The sequence below is a fragment of the Mycetohabitans endofungorum genome, from assembly GCF_037477895.1.
GTDB lineage: Bacteria > Pseudomonadota > Gammaproteobacteria > Burkholderiales > Burkholderiaceae > Mycetohabitans.
Window position 1 is genome coordinate 1,662,156 of record NZ_CP132744.1, and the last position, 18,490, is coordinate 1,680,645.

General features: G+C 64.1%; 14 protein-coding genes. 2 read left to right on the forward strand and 12 right to left on the reverse strand.

Translation table 11 applies throughout. The annotated features are described in order from the left end of the window. Window positions 1–28: 28 nt before the first annotated feature. The 4 genes from RA167_RS07140 to RA167_RS07155 all read right to left on the reverse strand — a co-directional run bounded on the left by RA167_RS07140 (window position 29) and on the right by RA167_RS07155 (window position 5,611). A complete protein-coding gene (locus RA167_RS07140; RefSeq protein ID WP_076785024.1) occupies window positions 29–1,210 on the reverse strand; it encodes an acetyl-CoA C-acetyltransferase in 1,182 nt (393 codons plus the stop codon). 47 nt (window positions 1,211–1,257) lie between these two features. Continuing rightward, window positions 1,258–3,240 (reverse strand): class I poly(R)-hydroxyalkanoic acid synthase, encoded by a 1,983-nt coding sequence (gene phaC, locus RA167_RS07145; RefSeq protein ID WP_370642934.1) that lies wholly within the window; start codon window positions 3,238–3,240, stop codon window positions 1,258–1,260. Window positions 3,241–3,572: 332 nt separating this feature from the next. After that, on the reverse strand, window positions 3,573–4,499 hold the full coding sequence (gene pgeF / locus RA167_RS07150) for a peptidoglycan editing factor PgeF (protein WP_076785025.1): 927 nt from the start codon (window positions 4,497–4,499) through the stop codon (window positions 3,573–3,575). Continuing rightward, window positions 4,496–5,611 (reverse strand): RluA family pseudouridine synthase, encoded by a 1,116-nt coding sequence (locus tag RA167_RS07155; RefSeq protein ID WP_076787202.1) that lies wholly within the window; start codon window positions 5,609–5,611, stop codon window positions 4,496–4,498. Before RA167_RS07155 ends, pgeF begins: the two co-directional genes overlap by 4 nt. A 16-nt stretch (window positions 5,612–5,627) precedes the next feature. Here RA167_RS07155 and RA167_RS07160 point away from each other — a divergent pair, with 16 nt between their 5' ends. Then, window positions 5,628–6,443 (forward strand): outer membrane protein assembly factor BamD, encoded by an 816-nt coding sequence (locus RA167_RS07160; protein ID WP_076785026.1) that lies wholly within the window; start codon window positions 5,628–5,630, stop codon window positions 6,441–6,443. 108 nt (window positions 6,444–6,551) lie between these two features. Here RA167_RS07160 and RA167_RS07165 read toward each other — a convergent pair whose 3' ends face one another. From RA167_RS07165 to RA167_RS07175, 3 genes are all read right to left on the reverse strand, one after another. Beyond that, window positions 6,552–8,927 (reverse strand): ATP-dependent DNA helicase, encoded by a 2,376-nt coding sequence (locus tag RA167_RS07165; RefSeq protein ID WP_139336958.1) that lies wholly within the window; start codon window positions 8,925–8,927, stop codon window positions 6,552–6,554. Window positions 8,928–9,017: 90 nt separating this feature from the next. Then, the gene (locus RA167_RS07170; RefSeq protein WP_076785027.1) at window positions 9,018–9,233 is read right to left on the reverse strand and encodes a DUF465 domain-containing protein; all 216 of its coding nucleotides are present in this window, start codon (window positions 9,231–9,233) and stop codon (window positions 9,018–9,020) included. A gap of 132 nt (window positions 9,234–9,365) precedes the next feature. After that, complete coding sequence (locus tag RA167_RS07175; protein WP_237574256.1) at window positions 9,366–10,400, reverse strand: hypothetical protein; 1,035 nt, start codon at window positions 10,398–10,400, stop codon at window positions 9,366–9,368. A gap of 92 nt (window positions 10,401–10,492) precedes the next feature. Between RA167_RS07175 and RA167_RS07180 the strand changes: the two genes are divergently transcribed. Then, entirely contained in the window at window positions 10,493–12,829 is a 2,337-nt protein-coding gene (locus tag RA167_RS07180) for a Tex family protein (protein WP_076785028.1), read from the forward strand. Window positions 12,830–12,917: 88 nt separating this feature from the next. On the opposite strand, the gene RA167_RS07185 is transcribed toward RA167_RS07180, so the two are convergent. The 5 genes from RA167_RS07185 to RA167_RS07205 all read right to left on the reverse strand — a co-directional run bounded on the left by RA167_RS07185 (window position 12,918) and on the right by RA167_RS07205 (window position 18,467). Continuing rightward, window positions 12,918–14,813 (reverse strand): potassium transporter Kup, encoded by a 1,896-nt coding sequence (locus RA167_RS07185; RefSeq protein WP_076785029.1) that lies wholly within the window; start codon window positions 14,811–14,813, stop codon window positions 12,918–12,920. Window positions 14,814–15,045: 232 nt separating this feature from the next. Further along, window positions 15,046–15,618: a phosphoribosyltransferase gene (locus tag RA167_RS07190; RefSeq protein WP_076787207.1), complete on the reverse strand. Its 573-nt coding sequence runs from the start codon at window positions 15,616–15,618 to the stop codon at window positions 15,046–15,048. A 26-nt stretch (window positions 15,619–15,644) separates the two neighbouring features. After that, a complete protein-coding gene (locus RA167_RS07195) occupies window positions 15,645–17,006 on the reverse strand; it encodes an adenylosuccinate synthase (protein WP_076785030.1) in 1,362 nt (453 codons plus the stop codon). 89 nt (window positions 17,007–17,095) lie between these two features. Continuing rightward, a complete protein-coding gene (locus tag RA167_RS07200) occupies window positions 17,096–18,244 on the reverse strand; it encodes an ATP phosphoribosyltransferase regulatory subunit (protein WP_076785031.1) in 1,149 nt (382 codons plus the stop codon). A gap of 37 nt (window positions 18,245–18,281) precedes the next feature. Beyond that, window positions 18,282–18,467, reverse strand: coding sequence for a DUF2065 domain-containing protein (locus RA167_RS07205; RefSeq protein WP_076785032.1), 186 nt, complete (start codon window positions 18,465–18,467; stop codon window positions 18,282–18,284). Window positions 18,468–18,490 lie beyond the last annotated feature (23 nt).

Consider the following 18,490-nt stretch of genomic DNA (forward strand, 5'->3'; position numbering starts at 1 on the left):
TTGATTCTGTTGCCTGCGCCGATGCCGCTCAGTCACGTTCGACCGCGAGTGCAACCCCCATGCCGCCACCGATGCACAACGACGCCAGACCGCGCTTCACATCGCGCCGACGCATTTCATGCAACAGGGTGACCAAGATACGCGCACCGGACGCGCCGATCGGATGACCGATGGCGATCGCGCCGCCATTCACATTGACCTTCGACACGTCCCAACCCATTTCTTGATGAACCGCCAGCGCTTGCGCGGCAAACGCCTCGTTGATCTCCATCAGGTCCAAGTCGGCCGCCGACCAGCCCGCGCGCTCCAGGCAGCGACGCGAGGCGGGCACCGGGCCCATGCCCATCACCTCCGGGTCCACCCCCGCGCTCGCGTACGCCTTGATCCGGGCCAGCGGCTTCAAGCCGAGTGCCTCGGCTTTCTTCGCCGACATCACGACAAGCGCCGCCGCGCCGTCATTGATGCCTGATGCGTTCGCTGCGGTAACCGTGCCCTCCTTTGAAAACGCCGGCTTGAGCCCGGCCAGCGACTCTGCGCTCACGCCGTGGCGCACAAACTCGTCGGTCGCAAAGCGCACCGGCTCGCCCTTCTTCTGCGGAATATCGATCGGCACGATCTCGTCGTCAAAGCGGCCGGCCTTCTGCGCAGCTTCGGCCTTGTTCTGCGACAGCGCGGCGAACTGATCTTGTGCCTCGCGCGTAATACCGTACTCCTGTGCGACGTTCTCGGCGGTGATGCCCATATGGTACTGGTTGTAGACGTCCCATAAGCCGTCGACGATCATGCTGTCGATCAGCTTCGCCTCTCCCATCCGGAAGCCGTCGCGCGAACCGGGCAGCACGTGCGGCGCGGCACTCATGTTCTCCTGGCCGCCGGCGACCACGATCTGCGCGTCGCCGGCGATCACCGCGTTGGCGGCCAGCATCACCGCTTGCAGGCCGGAGCCGCAGACCTTGTTGATTGTCATCGCCGGCACGGCAGTGGGCAGCCCGGCCCTGATCAGCGCCTGGCGCGCCGGATTTTGACCGGAGCCGGCGGTCAACACCTGCCCGAGAACCACGTCGCTGACCTGCTCCGGCTTCACGCCGGCCCGCTCCAGGGCAGCCCGGATCACCGTTGCACCAAGCTCGGGCGCGGGAATGCGCGCCAGCGAACCACCGAATTTACCGACCGCGGTACGGACGGCGGACACGATCACAACGTCAGTCATTCGCTTTCCTTTTTAAAAACCCTTATCCGATTGCATGCGCGACAGGTTTATACGTCGCGCACGAGGACATAACGGCCCGGCGCGGGTTCAATCGGCAGGTATGTCGCATTGCCGGACTTCGCTCGCGCCTTGATCCGTTTGCCGCCGTACTGCGCCAGCCACCCCGACCATTCCGGCCACCAGCTCCCGGGCCGCTGCGTGGATTGCTGGAGCCATTGCTCGGGGTCATTTGGCAACGCGCGTGTTTCCCCTTCGATCGCCCAATAACTGCGCTTGTTCTTGGCCGGCGGATTGATCACCCCCGCAATGTGACCGGATGCGCCAAGCACGAACTTGAGCGGACCGCTAAGCAGCGACGTCGATGCGTACGCGGTGCGCCACGGCACGATGTGGTCGTCCCTTGATCCATAGATGAACGTGGGCACGTCGATCTGGGCCAGATCCACCGGCTCCCCGCACACCGTCACGCCGCCCGGCACGCGCAAGCGGTTCTCTAAATACGTCTGGCGCAGATAGCGCGCATACATGGGCCCCGGCAAATTCGTTGAATCGCTGTTCCAGTACAGCAGGTCCAATGGTGCCGGCGTGCGTCCCTTCAAGTAATGGTCGACCACGTAGTTCCATACCAGGTCGTTTGGCCGCAGGAACGAGAACGTGTTCGCAAACTCGACGCCGCGCATCAGGCCTGGCGCGCCGCCCCCTTTTGCGCCAATCGTCTGTTCGCGCATCGCGACGTGCGCCTCATCAACGAACACATCGAGCACACCGGTGTCGCCGAAATCCAGCATCGCGGTGAGCAGCGTCATCGACGCCGCCGGGCGCTCGCCACGCGCGGCACACACGGCCAGCGCCGTCGCGAGCAGCGTGCCACCGACGCAGAAGCCGAGCGTATTGAGCTGCTCACGGCCGGTAATGTCGCGCGTAGCATCGATCGCCGCGAGCACGCCGTCGGCGATATAGTCGTCCCACGTCTTGTGTGCAATCGACGCATCCGCATTGCGCCACGATATCAGAAACACGAGGTGGCCCTCGTCGAGCGCATAGCGCACCAGCGAATTGTCCGGCTGCAAGTCCAGAATGTAGAATTTGTTGATGCACGGCGGCACGACCAGCAGCGGCCGCTCGTAGACCGTCGGCGTGCGTGGCGTGTATTGGATCAGCTGGATCAACTCGTTCTCGAACACGACCCAGCCTTCGGTACTCGCCAGGTTCTTGCCGACCACGAAACGCGATTCGTCGGTCTGCGAGATCTTGCCGCGTTGCAGGTCCGCCAACAAGTTCGCGATGCCCTGCCGCAGGCTTTCTCCCTGGGTGTCGAGCAGCATCTTTTGCGCTTCCGGATTGAGCGCAAGAAAATTGCTTGGCGATGCCGCAGCGATCCACTGCTCGACGACGAAACGGATCCGCTCGCGCGTCTTCGCATCCGCATCCAGTGCATCCGCAAGCTTGTTCAGATAGCGCGAGTTGAGCAGGTACCACGCCGCCGCCAGCGCGTAGGTCGGCGTCGCCTTCCATTCGTCGGCGCTGAAACGGCGGTCGCCCGGCTCAAACAGCGCGTCGATGTCCGCCGAGCCCGGCGTGAATTTCAACGCGCGCTCGATCAATGTCTGGCACTCGTGCAGATAGTCATGCTGCAGCGCTTGCAATCGCTGCGGATCGAATCTCACGCTGGGCACCGCACCGAGCGACGCAAACGGGTTCGTCAACGCGGCCGGCACATTCGACAGCCCGCCGGCGGCATGGAGCAGCGCAAACACAAACGGCGACGCAGTCAGCGCGGGACCGAATGCACTGGCCCATGCCGGACCGAACAACGTGGCCAGTCCAGCCATAGGCGCGGCAGTTGCGCCGCCGTGTGGCAAATCGGCGCGGCCCTTGCCGTCCTCTGCGCCACCCGCGCGCTCGTCTGCGCCGCGCGCCGCCGGCTGTGCGACCACGGCCTGCTGCATGGCCGTCATTCGTTGCGGCCAAGTGGCCGGGTCCGTGAACTGGCGCCATGCGTTTAGCCAGCCGTCGAACAGAGGTCGGATATCGCCAGCCGAATCCCCAACTGAGGAAGCACCAGTGCTGGATGGCTGCGAGGTTCTGGATGAGTCTGCCATACCCGTATGGAGTGACTGGTGCTCTTATAGCGTGACAAAGGCAGGCTACGTATCGGTCGCGCAAACGCGCCGCAAGGCCGTCGCCGATCGACTGCCTCCGGGCATTCTTGCTCCCCCGCACGACGCGTGTCAATCACGACGACCGATTTTGCCGCACTGCGCCATTTTTTTAATCGGCATTTTCCCGAGGTCGCGGCACGCGACCGCGACCGCAGCCGTGTGGTATGGCGGTGCGGGCCGCCGCCACACCACACATACGGTCAGGCCAACCAGATCAATGCTGCCATGCGGCCCGTCGTGCGGTCCCGTCGATAGGAATAGAAGCGCGCCGGATCGCTGAACGTGCACGCGTGGGGCCCGCTCACATGGTGCACGCCGACCCGGGCCAGCCTCAGCCGGGCTAGCGCGCCAAGATTCCCGAAGTACTTGCATCGGCCATCGCCGTGCACATCGGCGACGTCATCGACACGTGAAACGTCATCGATAGCACGCGAGGGCAGCTCGACGAACGCTGCATCGGTCGCATCACGCTCGTCCGGCAGCGACGCGTCGAGGAACGCGGCGCGCACCTCTTCCCCGACTTCGAACGCACATGGACCAATCGATGGACCGAGATACGCGTGCAGCACCCCGGGCGCGTGCTCATGGCGCGCGCGCAACGCGCGCACCGCACCGACCGTATGCTCGATCACGCCGCCCACGAGCCCGCGCCATCCGGCATGCGCGGCACCCACGGCCCGGCCGGCTTCGTCGCAAATCAACACCGGCATGCAGTCGGCCACCAGTATCGCGCAAACCACCCCGGCGCGGTCGGTCACGCTGGCATCGGCCTTCGGCCCCAGCGCATCGGCTGTCAGCAGATCGGTCCCGACCACTTCGTCGGCGCTGACCACGCGCGTGCCATGCACCTGCTCGAGCCAGGCGGCGTGCGCACCCGCCAGCGCGAGCACGCGGCGACGGTTCTCGCGCACCGCCTCCATGTCATCGCCGGTATGCAGCCCCAGGTTCAGGCCGCCAGGCGCACATTGCTGATTGCGCAGCACGCCATATGCGCCGCAGCTCACGCCGCCGGCGCGCGTGGTCATCAGCGCACACACGCGCTGGCTCACGCGCCAGTCCGGCACGATGCAGTCGGATAGCGTCAACTCGGCAAAGCGTTGGGACGTCGGGGCGCCGATCGGATTCATTCGAACTCGTCCTCTTCATCGTCGGCAACACTGCCGCCGTCGTCGTAGGCGTGTTGCTGTGCGAAGTCGATTGTCGCGGCTTCGTCATCGGGTGTGTCCGCCAGTCCGAGCGCGGCGGCCAATTGCGCCAGGTCCTCCGGCATCGCCGAGCGCCACGCCACCGGCGCGTGGGTGGCCGGGTGCACCAGCGCGAGCCGCCACGCATGCAGCGCCTGGCGTGCGAAGCCGGCGGGCAGCGCGGGCCGTTGCCGCGCGTTGCGCACGCGGCCATACAGCGGGTCGCCAAGCAGCGGGTGGCCGGTATGGGCAAGATGTACGCGGATCTGATGCGTGCGCCCGGTCTCCAAATCACAACGCAGCCTCGATACCGGTTGTCCGGCCCACACGCCGCTGGCCACGGTCTCGAAGTGCGTGCGCGCGGCCTTGCCGGCGGCCCCGGCGATCACCGCCATGCGCGTACGCTCGCGCGGATCCCGTCCGATCGGCGCGTCGATGCATCCGCTCGGCGGCGTCACGCCCCAGGCAAGCGCAATATAGCGACGCTTGACCGTGCGCGCCTGCAACTGCCTGACCAGATCTGTCTGCGCAGCCAACGTCCGCGCGACCACCATGAGGCCTGAGGTGTCCTTGTCCAGACGGTGCACAATGCCCGCACGCGGCAGTCCGGCAGCGTCCGGATAGCGATGCAGCAGGCCGTTGAGCAGCGTGCCACTCCAATTGCCCGCAGCCGGGTGCACGACCAGCCCGGCCGGCTTGTCGATCACAACCAAGGTGTCGTCCTCGTAGACGATTGGCAATGGCACCGGCTCCGGCGCGAACGCCAGCGCTTGCGGTAGCAGGTCCGGCACAAGCCGCACGGTCGCACCCGGCGGCACTGGCTGGCGCAGCCGCGCCGGTGCGCCGTCCAACGTCACGCGCCCCGCGTCGATCCACGTCTGCAGGCGGCTGCGCGAGAAGGCGGGGAACAGTCGCGCAAGGACCTTGTCCAGCCGCTCGCCCGCCAACGCCGGCGGTACCCGCGCAACCTGCTCGTCGAGGCGGGCCGAGCTTTCGCTTGGGCTATAATCGTGCGGATCGACGCCGGCGCTGGACCGGTCATTTGAACGAGTCATCTGGACTTCACTGGACATGCGAGTGCTGAACACATTGAGGATCGCTGCCGTAACCATCGCAGCGGCGATCGTCGCCGGCTGCCACGGGCTACCCGAGAAAACGGACGAAACGGCAGCGTGGACCAATCAGAAATTATACTCGGAGGCCCAGGACGCCTTTACCGCCGGTGACTGGAGCAAGTGCTCAAAGTACTTCGAATTGCTGCAGGGGCGCGATCCGTTCGGTCATTTCGCGCAACAGGCGCAAATCAACGTCGCATACTGCCAATGGAAGGACAATGAAACAGCGGCGGCCGAACAAGCGGTAGACCGCTTCATCCAGTTGCACCCCGACCATCCGGATATCGCATACGCGTACTACTTGAAGGGCCTAATCAGCTTCAACGACGACCTGGGTCTATTCGGCCGCTTCGCCGGTCAGGACATGAGCGAGCGCGACCCGAAGGCGTTGCGTGACTCGTACGATGCGTTTCGCGTCGTCGTCGAGAAGTATCCGAGCAGCAAGTACGCGCCGGACGCCGCACAACGCATGCGTTACATCGTCAACGCATTGGCGTCGCACGAAGTGCACACCGCCGACTATTACTATCGGCGCGGCGCGTACGTTGCCGCGATCAATCGCGCGCAAATGGTGCTGAAGGAATACAAGAATGCGCCGGCCACCGAGGATGCGCTGCATGTGATGATATTGTCGTATCGCGCGCTGAACCAGCCGCAGCTCGCCGACGATACCCAGCGCGTGCTTACATCGACGTTTCCGGACAGCCCATACGTGACCGGTCACGCCCGCACACTGCGCAAGGGTGAAAAGCCGTGGTATCAATTCTGGTGAACCGGGCCGGCCGCACGCGCCGGTTCTGATACCGCGTGGCGCCACGCCTGGCGTCGGATCGCCTGGCTTACGCCAGGCTTTTTCATGTCCGCGCGATGCCCGCGACCGTCACGCCAACTGAGGCATCGGGTGTGAATCGACGGACGGATTCGCTGGCGCCGAGCCGATAAAAAAGGTCCGTACCACATCGATCTCGCGGGTGCGACAGAACGGGGGCAGGCTTTGCCAGATGCGTTTGCCGTACGGCTTGTCGACCAAGCGCGGATCGCAGATCATCAGCACACCGCGATCGGTTTCGGCACGGATCAACCTGCCGGCGCCCTGTTTCAGCGTGATCACTGCCTGCGGCAACTGGTGCACCGCGAACGGGCTCAGCCCCTTGCGCGTCAATGCGTCCAGCCGCGCGGCCAATACCGGGTCGTCGGGCGGCGCAAACGGCAGCTTATCGATGACCACCAGCGACAACGCGTCGCCACGCACGTCCACGCCCTCCCAGAAGCTCTGGCTGCCCACCAGGAGCGCGTTGCCGTATTGACGGAAACGGTCCAGCAACTCGGTGCGGCTGGCCTCGCCTTGCACCAGCAACGGATACGACCATCCCCGCGCGAGGATGGCGTCGCGCAATCGCGCGGCCATCCGGTCGACCGCCCGCAGTGTCGTGCATAGTACGAACACGCCGCCGCCGGACGCCTCAATCGCCGGCAGCGCGGCATCACACACCGCGTCCGTAAAATACGGCGATGACGGCTGCGGCAAATTGCGCGGCACGTACAGTAATGCCTGATTGGGATAGTCGAACGGGCTGGACAGCGTCATCGAGCGACGCGCGTTCAGGCCCATTTGCGTGGCGTAGTGGTTAAAATCGCCCCGCACGGACAACGTCGCGGACGTAAAGATCCACGCGCGAGGCGTGCCCGCGCGCTGCTTCGCGAATATCGGAGCGACAGACAGCGGTGTCTGATGCAATTGTACCGTGTGGGAAAATACTTCCACCCAGCGCACCCTCTCGTCGCCGAATTGGCCCGCGTCGTCGGGTGGCACCGATCCCGAAGCGGATCCTGATGCCGATGCAACGTCGCCGCGCTGCCGCGCTGCGCCCAATGGCGTGCCCTGCCGCGAGCCCGCAGATGGCGCGACTTGCGCCGGCGCATTGCCCGGCCCGCACCAGCCATCGAGCATCTGCCGCAGTTCTCGGGCGCGCCGCAGGCAATTGGCCAGCGGCTCCGCGCGTTCGGCTTGCTGCGTGAGCGCCGCGATCAATTCATCGAGCGCCGCTTCGACGCCGACGAGCGCGTCGAACAGCGGATGCTCGTTGCCGAGTTGCGACTGCGAGATGCGTAGCGAATCCTGCTTAAACGCGAGCCTGACGTCGCGCGCCGCGCGCTCCAGCGTCGCGCCAAGCCGCGTCCATTCAACTGCATCGCGCGCGTTGAGCAGGCCTTCGGCGACGCTATCGCGGGCCAGTTCGAGCAATTGCGCGGTAGACAACGTCTCGCCGAAAAACAGTGTCGCGGTCTCGGGCAGTTGGTGCGCCTCGTCGAAGATAATCGTGTTCGCGCTGGGCAGCAACTCCGCCATGCCGGTGTCGCGCAGCATGATGTCAGCAAAAAACAGATGGTGATTGACCACCACGAGATCAGCCTGCTGCGCATCGCGACGCGCCTGCATCACAAAGCAGTCCTTGTAATGCGGGCACTCCTGCGATAGGCAATTGTCGCGTGTGGACGTCACCAGTGACCACACTGGCGCGTTTTCCGGCACGCTAGCCAACTCGGCCTTGTCACCACTGCGCGTGACCTTCGCGAAGCGCACGATTTCCTGTAAATGCGCGGCGTCCTGCCGCGACGGCAACCGGCCGTTGTCGGCAGTGCGCGCCAGGTAATAGTGACACAGGTAGTTCGCGCGCCCCTTGAGCATCGCGATCGATACGGGAACCGCGAGCGCGTCGCGCACTGTCGGAATGTCGCGCTGGAACAGCTGGTCCTGCAAATGCTTAGTGCCAGTGGACACGATCACCTTGCCCCCCCACAGCATCGCGGGCACGAGATACGCGAAGGTCTTACCAGTGCCGGTACCGGCCTCGACGATCAGCGTATTGTCGCCCGCTGTAGCCTCCGCGTCGCACGACGCGGCACCGGCAGGCGCGGCGCCCGGCGCAGCGCGCCGCTCGCCGCGCTGCGCGCTGAGCCGCCGCGATGGACGTTCAGTATGGGCCAGCGCAAGCGCACCGGCATCCGGCAGGCGGCCTGTCGCATCGATCGCCGCCGCGACCGCTTGCGCCATGCGCAGTTGCGCTTCACGCGGCCGATAGCCGTCGATATGACGGGCCAACACACCGTCCGCAGCGAAGATCACGCCGAGTTCGGCGAGCCGGCGCGGAGCAACAGTGAGTCCGTCCGGGGTCAGCGTCGGCGCGGCCGGCGCACCATCGATCGAGGGCGAACTATCCGGTTCGCGCGGACGCAATTCAGGCGTGGAGGTCAATGCGGCAATTCCTGCAAAGTCGGTGTGGCGCCGTGCCAGCGCACGCCTACCGGCGTGTCGCGCGAACGCGGCGGGAGCCGCCGCGCTGCATCAATGATGGGTATCTGGCCCCAGCTGTAACTGCAACAGCGTAATCGTGTCTTTGACCTTCAGCTTGCGCTTTTTTAGCCGCTGCAGCTCGAGGTCGCTCATGCCGGGCACACTAGCCACCCGATTGACCAGACAGTCCAGGTCATGATGCTCATCCTGGAGTCGAGCAATCTGGCTCTGGATTGCCACCGTGTCAGCGTCGTATGCATGCTGCATGCCCTTTTCCTCCGGATCGATCTGGAGCCGTCACACCTGTGACGTCGGCACCCGAAATAAAGTCGCTTTACCATGATTCTACTGCGGTTGACGCAGGACTTGGGCATTTGTCCGCCAACCGGGCCTGCGGCCCTACTGTCCGCCCGTGCCGGAGGCTGCCGACGCGGCGCCCGGTGTGGAAACGCCCTGCTTGCGCGCGGCGCGGGCCTGGCGCTCGCGTACGTCCTGCGCATGCTGCGCCGCGCGCTGCTGCTTCTGCTGGAACTTGCGCGCATTGTCTGCCCGTTGCTGCGCATCCTGGGCAGCCTGCTGCCGCGCCTGCTCCAGCTTGCGTTGGTAGTCCACCTGCTTCTGATCGTACGCGCGCTGGTTCGCCTCGCGTTGTGGCGCTTGCGCGTTACGTCGCGCCTCATCGATCGCATGCTGGCGCTGCTTCTCTTCGTATGACTGCTCGTTCTCGCGCTCACGCGCCGCGCGTTGAGGCGCCTCGCGCGCGTGCGCCTCACGCTTGAGCGCAGCCTGCTCGTCGCGTTGTCGCGCATGCGCGGCCCGGCGCTCGTTGTCGAGCGCATTTTGCTCGTCGCGAATCAGCATCTTGTTCGCAATCATTCGGTCGCGCGCCTTCTCCAGACAATGGTTGACCAGGATGGCGCTGTAGCAGTTGTGCTTCGCGACACCATACTCGTACCGGTTGAGCTCGCTGCGGCGATCGAGCTGCGCCTGCCGAGCACCGAACGATGCATCTTGCGCACGCCCATCGGCACCCTCCCGATCCGCGGCCTGCGCGTCGGCGCTGCCAGCAACCGCTGCACGTGCGCCCGTGCGGCCATCATCCGTCGCATGCAAGAGTGCCGAAGGCTCCTGTGGCGCGATAACCGGCATCGCCGACGCCCCCGCCTCAACGCCCGTCGTCGCAGCCACGCCATCGCTGGCGTCGGACATCGGCAACATCATGGTCTGCGCATACAATGGCGCAGCCGGCACAATGCTGGCCACCCACGCAAGCAGCCATCCAGCCAGCGGCCACGCCCGCTCGCGTCGCGCAGTATGGGTTACCGCCGCCGCGTGACGGTGCGACCGCGAAGAAGATAGGAACCCGCTGAGCGGCATCGATTCGCGAGCGCGCTGGCGCGGTACAGGGGAGGACGTCGGTAGGCGGTCGTACATGTCGGAATTCTATCATCGCGGTCTGGTGTCACGACCGGCCCGCATCGCGCTTATGGCAAAATGCCCGGCTCGAACCCGCACAAGCCTCATCCATGACGGACAACGTAGCACTGAAAATCGTACAGCGCATCGCCACCGAGTTGAATGTCCAGCCACGGCAGGTCGCCGCCGCCGTACAACTGCTTGACGAAGGATCAACGGTTCCGTTCATCGCGCGCTACCGTAAGGAAGTCACCGGCAACTTGGACGACACGCAACTGCGCTTGCTCGAGGAGCGGCTGCTGTACCTGCGCGAGCTGGAGGATCGTCGCGCGGCGATTCTGCAAAGCATTGACGAGCAGGGTAAGCTGACTGATGAATTGCGCACCGCGATTCTAGCTGCTGACGCGAAACAAACGCTCGAGGATCTCTACCTGCCATACAAGCCCAAGCGTCGCACCCGGGCGCAAATCGCGCGCGAGGCGGGGTTGCAGCCTCTGGCAGATGCGTTGCTCGCGGATCCGACGCGCGATCCGCAAGCGCAAGCCGCCCGCTTCGTCGATGCCGACAAAGGCATTGCCAACCTCAAGGCAGCATTGGACGGCGCGCGCGACATCCTGTCCGAACAGTTCGGTGAAACCGCCGAGTTGCTGGGCCGACTGCGCGACTATCTGTGGAACCAGGGCGTAGTGATCTCCACTGTCGTCGAGGGCAAGGAAAAAGAGGAAGGCGAGAAATTCCGCGATTACTACGATTACGCGGAGACGATCAAGACGGTGCCGTCGCACCGCGCGCTCGCGCTGTTCCGAGGCCGCAATGCCGGCGTGCTGTTCGTCAAGCTTGGCCTAGGCGAGGAACTCGATGCACAAGTGCCGCATCCTGGCGAAGCGATGATCGCGCGCCACTTCGGCATTACCAACCAAGGGCGGCCGGCCGACAAGTGGCTCAGCGACGTGTGCCGCTGGTGCTGGCGCGTGAAGGTGCAACCGCATTTGGAAAACGACCTGCTGACCCAGTTGCGCGAGCGCGCCGAGCACGAAGCGATCAATGTGTTCGCGCGAAACTTAAAGGACCTATTGCTGGCCGCGCCGGCTGGCCCCAGGGCGGTGATCGGGTTGGACCCGGGGCTACGCACCGGCGTCAAGGTGGCGGTAGTCGACCGCACCGGCAAGCTGCTGGCCACCGATACGATTTATCCACATGAACCGCGCCGCGATTGGGACGGGTCGCTGGCTCGGCTCGCGCGGCTCGCCCAAGCGACGCAGGCTGAGCTGATCAGCATCGGCAACGGCACCGCATCACGCGAAACCGACAAGCTGGCCAGCGAGCTGATCGCACGACATCCTGAACTGAAGCTGCAAAAAATCGTCGTCTCCGAGGCGGGCGCGTCAGTGTACTCGGCGTCGGAACTGGCGGCGAAGGAATTCCCCGAACTGGACGTATCGCTGCGCGGTGCGGTCTCGATCGCGCGCCGCCTACAGGATCCGCTCGCCGAGCTGGTGAAGATCGAGCCGAAGGCAATTGGTGTGGGCCAATACCAACATGACGTCAATCAGCGAGAATTGGCACGCACGCTGGATGCGGTCGTCGAGGATTGCGTCAACGCGGTGGGCGTGGACGCGAATACCGCATCGATTGCGCTGCTTGCCCGGGTATCTGGCCTGAACGCAACACTCGCACGCAACATCGTCGAGTATCGCGACACCCATGGCCCCTTCCCGTCCCGGGAGCACTTGAAAAAGGTGCCGCGCCTGGGCGACAAGACCTTCGAGCAGGCGGCCGGCTTCCTGCGCATCAACTCTGGTGAGAACCCGCTGGACCGCTCGGCAGTGCACCCAGAAGCCTATCCGGTGGTCGAGCGCATCCTCGCGAAGATCAACAAGTCGGTGTCCGATGTGATGGGCAATCGTGACGTGCTGTCGAAGCTGTCCGCAGCCGAATTCGTCGACGAACGCTTTGGCTTGCCCACCGTGCGAGACATCCTGGGCGAACTCGAAAAGCCGGGGCGCGACCCACGGCCCGAGTTCAAGACTGCGACGTTCCGCGAAGGCGTCGAGACGCTTGCCGACCTGTCGCCCGGGATGATTCTCGAAGGCGTGGTCACCAACGTCGCGGCATTCGGCGCGTTCATCGATATTGGCGTGCACCAGGATGGGCTCGTGCACGTGTCCGCGATGTCAACGAAGTTCGTGAAGGACCCGCACGAGGTCGTCAAAGCGGGCCAGGTTGTCACCGTTAAGGTCCTCGAGGTAGACCTGAAACGGCAGCGCATCTCGCTGACAATGCGTCTGTCAGACGACGCCACGGCAGGCGGGGCCGGCACGGGCAGCGCAGCATCGCGTGACCAAGATACCGGTGGACGCGGCGGTCAGGGCCGCGGCGGACGCAGCCGGGAGACGGAACCGCAAAGCGCGATGGCAGCCGCGTTCGCCAAGCTCAAACTGCGCTGACGGAGGCGGCGGCTGCGGTAACGTGCGCTGCACTGCGCGGCTGCTGAAGTACAGTGACAGGTGATAGCACGCGGTGGGGGCAGGCCAATCAAATCTCGATCTTTGTGCCGAGCTCGACGACCCGATTGGCCGGGATGCTGAAAAAGTCAGTAGGCTTCGCGGCGTTCTGGTGCATCCAGGCAAAAATCCGCTCGCGCCACACCGACATGCCCGGCAATTGCGTCGGCACGACAGTTTCCCGGGCGAGGAAGAACGACGTATCCATCAAGTCGAACGACATGTTTTCCTGTTGCTCGAGCAGCTTAAGCACGCCATTTAAGTCCGGTGTCTCGTTAAAACCGTACGTCGCGCGCACCAGGTATAGCCCGCCGCCGAGCTCCTTGATGTCAATGCGCCGATGGTCATCGACATACGGTATGTCCAGCGTGATGAACGTCATGAAAATCGTGCGCTCGTGCAACACCTTATTGTGCTTTAGGTTATGCAGCAAGCTGACCGGCACCAGCGTATCGTTGCCGGTCAGGTAAATGGCCGAACCCGACACGCGATGCGGCGGATGAGCAAGCAGCCCCTGCACGAATGGCATCAGTGGAATACCGTCGGCCGCGGTGCGCTCCTTGACGATCTGCCGGCCCTTGTACCAAGTGGTTAACAGGAAGAACAGGAATGCGCCGATCAGCAATGGCAGCCAGCCGCCCTCGCGCAGCTTCAGCAGGTTCGCACCGAAGAACGACAGGTCAACCGTGATAAAGCCCAGGATGATCGTCGCCACCCACAGCTTGTTCCAGTTCCAAACGCGCACCATCACGACACACGCGAGTATCGTCGTGATCACCATGGTCGTAGTGACCGCGATCCCGTAGGCCGCCGCAAGATTGTCCGAACTCTTGAAACCCAGCACAATAATGAGGATTACAAACAGCAGCAGCCAGTTCACGATCGGGATGTAGATCTGCCCAATCGCGCTCGCGGACGTGTGCTGGATCTTCATCCGCGGCACGTAGCCAAGCTGGATCGCTTGGCTGGTCAGCGAGAATGCGCCGGAGATCACCGCCTGCGACGCGATCACGGTGGCCGCCGTGGCAAGCACCACCAACGGCAGCAGTGCCCAGTCCGGCGCGAGCAGATAGAACGGATTCTGGATTGCGGTCGGATCACTGAGCAACAACGCGCCCTGTCCGAAATAATTCAGCACCAGCGCAGGCATCACCATCCCATACCACGCGACGCGAATCGGTTTTGCGCCGAAATGCCCCATGTCCGCGTACAGCGCCTCGGCGCCGGTGAGCACGAGGAACACCGAGCCGAGCACGTGATACGCCTGCACCGCATGGTCGTGCATGAAGCGTATCGCATACCATGGATTGAGCGCCGCAATCACACGAGGCGCGGTGGCGATATGGTACAGGCCCAGCAGCGCAAGCGTAACGAACCAGACGATCATCACGGGCCCGAACAACCGCCCCACGACCTCAGTGCCATGCTTCTGCAGCATGAACAGCGCGATCAGAATTAGCAGCGTGATCGGCAGCACATATTGCGCGAGCGATGGCGCGGCGATTTCCAACCCCTCGACTGCGGACATCACCGAGATCGCCGGCGTGATCACCGCATCGCCATAGAACATGCAGGCGCCAAAGATGCCGAGGGCCATCAGCACGCCGATCCACTTGCCGTCGCGCGGAAACCCGCGCAACGCGAGCGCCATCAGCGCGAGCACGCCACCCTCGCCATCGTTGTCGGCCCGCATCACGAAAAGTACGTATTTCAACGACACCACGATGACAATCGCCCAGAATAGCAGCGAGATCACGCCGAGGATGCTCTCTGGCGTCAACGCGATACCGTGCTGCGGACTGAAAGCCTCCTTCAGCGCATACAGTGGACTGGTGCCGATATCGCCGAACACGACGCCGATTGCGGCCACCGCCAAGGCGGGCAACGGTTGGATACGGATTGGATGACTGTGGAGAGCATTCGTCATGTCGGGCGTCGTGTCGCGAAAACGAGACGATATTCTATCCATGCAGACTCAAGGAGTAAGCCGGGGCATGCGATGTTGTTGTCCCACCACGGAAGCTTGCGGCGCCGTTCCGATTGCGATTGCGATTGACTACGGGACAGACCGCGCGCCGCGCCCCTCGACGATAAAAAAGCGGCTGCCAGAAGCAGCCGCCTTATGTTCGTCCATTGTCGATACCGTCACCTGGCGCAAATCACGCTGCCGGCGCAGTACCGCCGGTGCCGCGCTTGATCCACGCGGCCAGGTTGTGCGGACGCACCGTGTCCCATTCTTCGAACGGCTGATGGATCCACGGATTGGTCGGCAGGTGCTGGACGAAGTAATCCGGCTTCACCTTCGAGCATGCCTTGTACCATAGTACCGCCGAGCGCACCGCCGTAATAGCCGGATACCGCTCCTTCAAATGCTCCTGCACGCGCGCCAGCGTGACCCCCGAATCGACGAGATCGTCCACCAGCAACACATTGCCGGACAACTCGCCGCGCGTCATCGTGATGTACCGCGCGATATCGAGATCGCCCTGCTGCGTGCCCGCAGCCTCGCGATACGAACTCGTGGCAAGAATGGCCAGCGGCAAGTCATAGATCCGCGACAACTGGTCGCCGACGCGCAACCCACCACGCGCCAGGCACAAAATCTTGTCGAACTTCCAACCCGACTCGTGCACGCTCAACGCAAGCCGCTCGATCAGCCGATGATAATCGTCCCAGCCGACCCACAGGTGCTGTTCGTCGTTGCGCGGGTCCGAACTTATTTCTTTCATCATAGGAAAATCGGGATCGCGCAGTACCATCAAGCCTTGAACGGATGACGCAGCAGGATCGTCTCGTCGCGATCCGGACCGGTCGATACCATATCGATTGGCACGCCGGCCACTTGCTGCAGTCGCGTCAGATACGCGCGCGCATTGGCAGGCAGCGCATCCCAGGCGTTGATGCCGATCGTGCTCGCCTTCCAGCCGGGGAACGTCTCGTACACAGGTTCACAGCGGCTCACTTGCGTCGCGCCGCGCGGCAGGATGTCCACGTCCCGGCCATCGATCCTGTAGCCGGTGCACAGCCGCACTTCGTCGAGCCCGTCAAGCACGTCCAGCTTCGTGATGCACAAACCCGTCACGCCGTTGATCTGAATCGAGCGCTTGAGCGCGGCTGCATCGAGCCAGCCGGTGCGGCGCGGGCGGCCCGTCACCGAACCGAATTCCTTGCCGACGTTGGCCAGCGTCAAACCGACCGGGTCCTGACGTTGCGGATTGTCCGTGTCGTACAGCTCGCTCGGGAACGGCCCGGCGCCCACGCGCGTGCAATAGGCCTTCGTGATCCCGAGGACGTAGTTAAGCTTGTGCGGGCCAATGCCGGCGCCGGCCGCCGCGGCACCTGCGACGCAATTGCTCGACGTGACGAACGGATACGTACCGTGGTCAATGTCCAGCAACGTGCCTTGCGCGCCTTCGAACAGCAGGTTGCGTCCGGCATTGTTCTCGTCATACAACCGCCGTGACACATCGGTGATCATCGGCGCGAGCCGGTCCGCGTAGCCGAGCATCGTATCCAGCGTTTGCTGGAAGTCGACCGCCTGCGCGCCCAGGTATTGCGTGAGCACGAAATTATGGAAATCGAGGTTCTCACGCAGCCGGTCCGCGAACGTCGCCGCGTCGAATAGGTCATGCACGCGTAGCGCGCGCCGGCCAAATTTGTCCTCGTACGCCGGCCCGATGCCGCGCCCGGTGGTGCCGATCTTGCCGGCGCCGCGCCGCGCCTCGCGCGCCTGATCGATCGCAATATGATACGGTAGGATCAGCGTGGCCGCTTCGGAGATGAACAACCGGTTGCGCACGTCGACGCCGGCATCCTCGAGCTCGCCAATCTCCTTGAACAGCGCTTGCGGCGACAGCACGACGCCGTTGCCGATGTAGCATGCGACGCCATCGCGCATGATGCCCGATGGGATCAACCGCAGGATGGTTTTCTTGCCGCCGATGATCAGCGTATGGCCCGCGTTGTGCCCGCCTTGAAAGCGCACGACGCCTTGGGAATGATCGGTGAGCCAGTCGACGATCTTGCCCTTTCCTTCGTCACCCCACTGGGTGCCGACCACGACGACATTGCGTCCGGACTGGGCTGCCGCTTGACCTGATTGAGCTACGCTGGCGGACATGGTGTTACTTGAGCTGGTTAAAAACGTATTCTACCTAGGTTCGTGCACACGACTGCCGTTTTTTTAGGCAGCCGGCACGTGCGACGTCTTCAGCGCGGCTCGACGGTCCACGCGTCGCCACGCTGCACAAGCACGCGGTCGCAAGCGAATTCGTCCAGCGTATGTTCGTGGCCGGGCAACGCCTGGATCACCGTCTCGCCGCTGTCGCGCAGGGCCGCCACGGTGGCCCGCAACGCCGCGTCGTGATTCCACGGAGCCAGAATGGCACTGGAGCGAGCCTGCCGCGGCGAAATCCGTGCCACCTCGCGCAAGTCCAGCGAAAAGCCGGTTGCCGCCCGCGCCCGCCCGTACGCAAGGCCGACATGATCATAGCGCCCACCGCGTGCCACGGCGTTCGGCACGCCATCGACATACGCGCAAAACATCACACCGCTGTGATACGCGTAGCCGCGCAGGTCGGCCAAGTCAATCGCCACGTGCGCATCGCCGATCTGTGCGATAAGAAACGCAAGCTCATCGAGCGCGCGCGTGAGCGCTGGCCATGCGGGAAGCCGCTCGCGCGCCTCGTCGATCACCGACGCATCACCGTACAGCATCGGCAACGCGAGCAGCGCGTCGCGCACCGGCTTCGCCAGCTCGCGCGTAAGCTCGTCCAGCCGGGGCACATCCTTGCCGGCCAACGCCGCATACAGCGCAGGGCCCAGCCCGAGTGCGCGCTCGTCGGCGCCCAGCAGCGCAGCCAGCACACCCGCATGGCACAGGTCCAGTCGCACCGGCCCGAGCCCGGCGAGCCGTAGGCTATCGAGCATCAGTTGCTGGATCTCGACATCCGCCTCCAAGCCCGCATGTCCGTAGATTTCGGCCCCGATCTGGATCTGCTCGCGCGTCGCATGCAGGCCGCGGGGGCGCGTGTGCAACACGTGCCCCGCATAGCATAGCCGCGTGACGCCCTGCCGGTTCAGCAAGTGCGCGTCGATACGCGACACCTGCGGCGTGATGTCCGCGCGCAACCCCAGCGTGTGGCCGGACAACTGGTCGACCAGCTTGAACGTGCGCAACGCTAGGTCGCTGCCGCTGCCCGTCAGCAATGACTCAAGGTATTCAAGCAGCGGCGGCATGACCATCTCGTAGCCATACGAACGGAAACGGTCGAGCAGCACGCGACGCAACTCTTCGAGCTTGCGTGCCTCGGAGGGCAACACGTCGGCGATATTCTCAGGCAATAACCAGGTCGGCATCAGCTTAAGTCCAGTGGCGCGACGCAGCGCGACACAATTAGCCCGCCAGCATCAGCAGGAGCAACCCAAGACCGATTGCGATCAGCCCGCCGAGCCGCACCTGTGCCGGCGGCAGTTGCGTTATTTTACGAAACGTATCCAGCCACAACGTCGGCGACACGAATGGGAAAATCCCTTCGATGATCAGCATCAGCGCAATGGCGAGCAAGAGTGTGGCGGCCATGGGCCTGCTTCTTTTTTTCGCGC

Bases quoted from the DNA above. Each gene is read 5' to 3' on its own strand.
- RA167_RS07140 (WP_076785024.1), bottom strand. From the start codon at position 1,210: ATGACTGACGTTGTGATCGTGTCCGCCGTCCGTACCGCGGTCGGTAAA.
- pgeF (WP_076785025.1), bottom strand. From the start codon at position 4,499: ATGAATCCGATCGGCGCCCCGACGTCCCAACGCTTTGCCGAGTTGACG.
- RA167_RS07155 (WP_076787202.1), bottom strand. From the start codon at position 5,611: ATGACTCGTTCAAATGACCGGTCCAGCGCCGGCGTCGATCCGCACGAT.
- RA167_RS07160 (WP_076785026.1), top strand. From the start codon at position 5,628: ATGCGAGTGCTGAACACATTGAGGATCGCTGCCGTAACCATCGCAGCG.
- RA167_RS07170 (WP_076785027.1), bottom strand. From the start codon at position 9,233: ATGCAGCATGCATACGACGCTGACACGGTGGCAATCCAGAGCCAGATT.
- RA167_RS07175 (WP_237574256.1), bottom strand. From the start codon at position 10,400: ATGTACGACCGCCTACCGACGTCCTCCCCTGTACCGCGCCAGCGCGCT.
- RA167_RS07180 (WP_076785028.1), top strand. From the start codon at position 10,493: ATGACGGACAACGTAGCACTGAAAATCGTACAGCGCATCGCCACCGAG.
- RA167_RS07185 (WP_076785029.1), bottom strand. From the start codon at position 14,813: ATGACGAATGCTCTCCACAGTCATCCAATCCGTATCCAACCGTTGCCC.
- RA167_RS07190 (WP_076787207.1), bottom strand. From the start codon at position 15,618: ATGATGAAAGAAATAAGTTCGGACCCGCGCAACGACGAACAGCACCTG.
- RA167_RS07195 (WP_076785030.1), bottom strand. From the start codon at position 17,006: ATGTCCGCCAGCGTAGCTCAATCAGGTCAAGCGGCAGCCCAGTCCGGA.
- RA167_RS07200 (WP_076785031.1), bottom strand. From the start codon at position 18,244: ATGCCGACCTGGTTATTGCCTGAGAATATCGCCGACGTGTTGCCCTCC.
- RA167_RS07205 (WP_076785032.1), bottom strand. From the start codon at position 18,467: ATGGCCGCCACACTCTTGCTCGCCATTGCGCTGATGCTGATCATCGAA.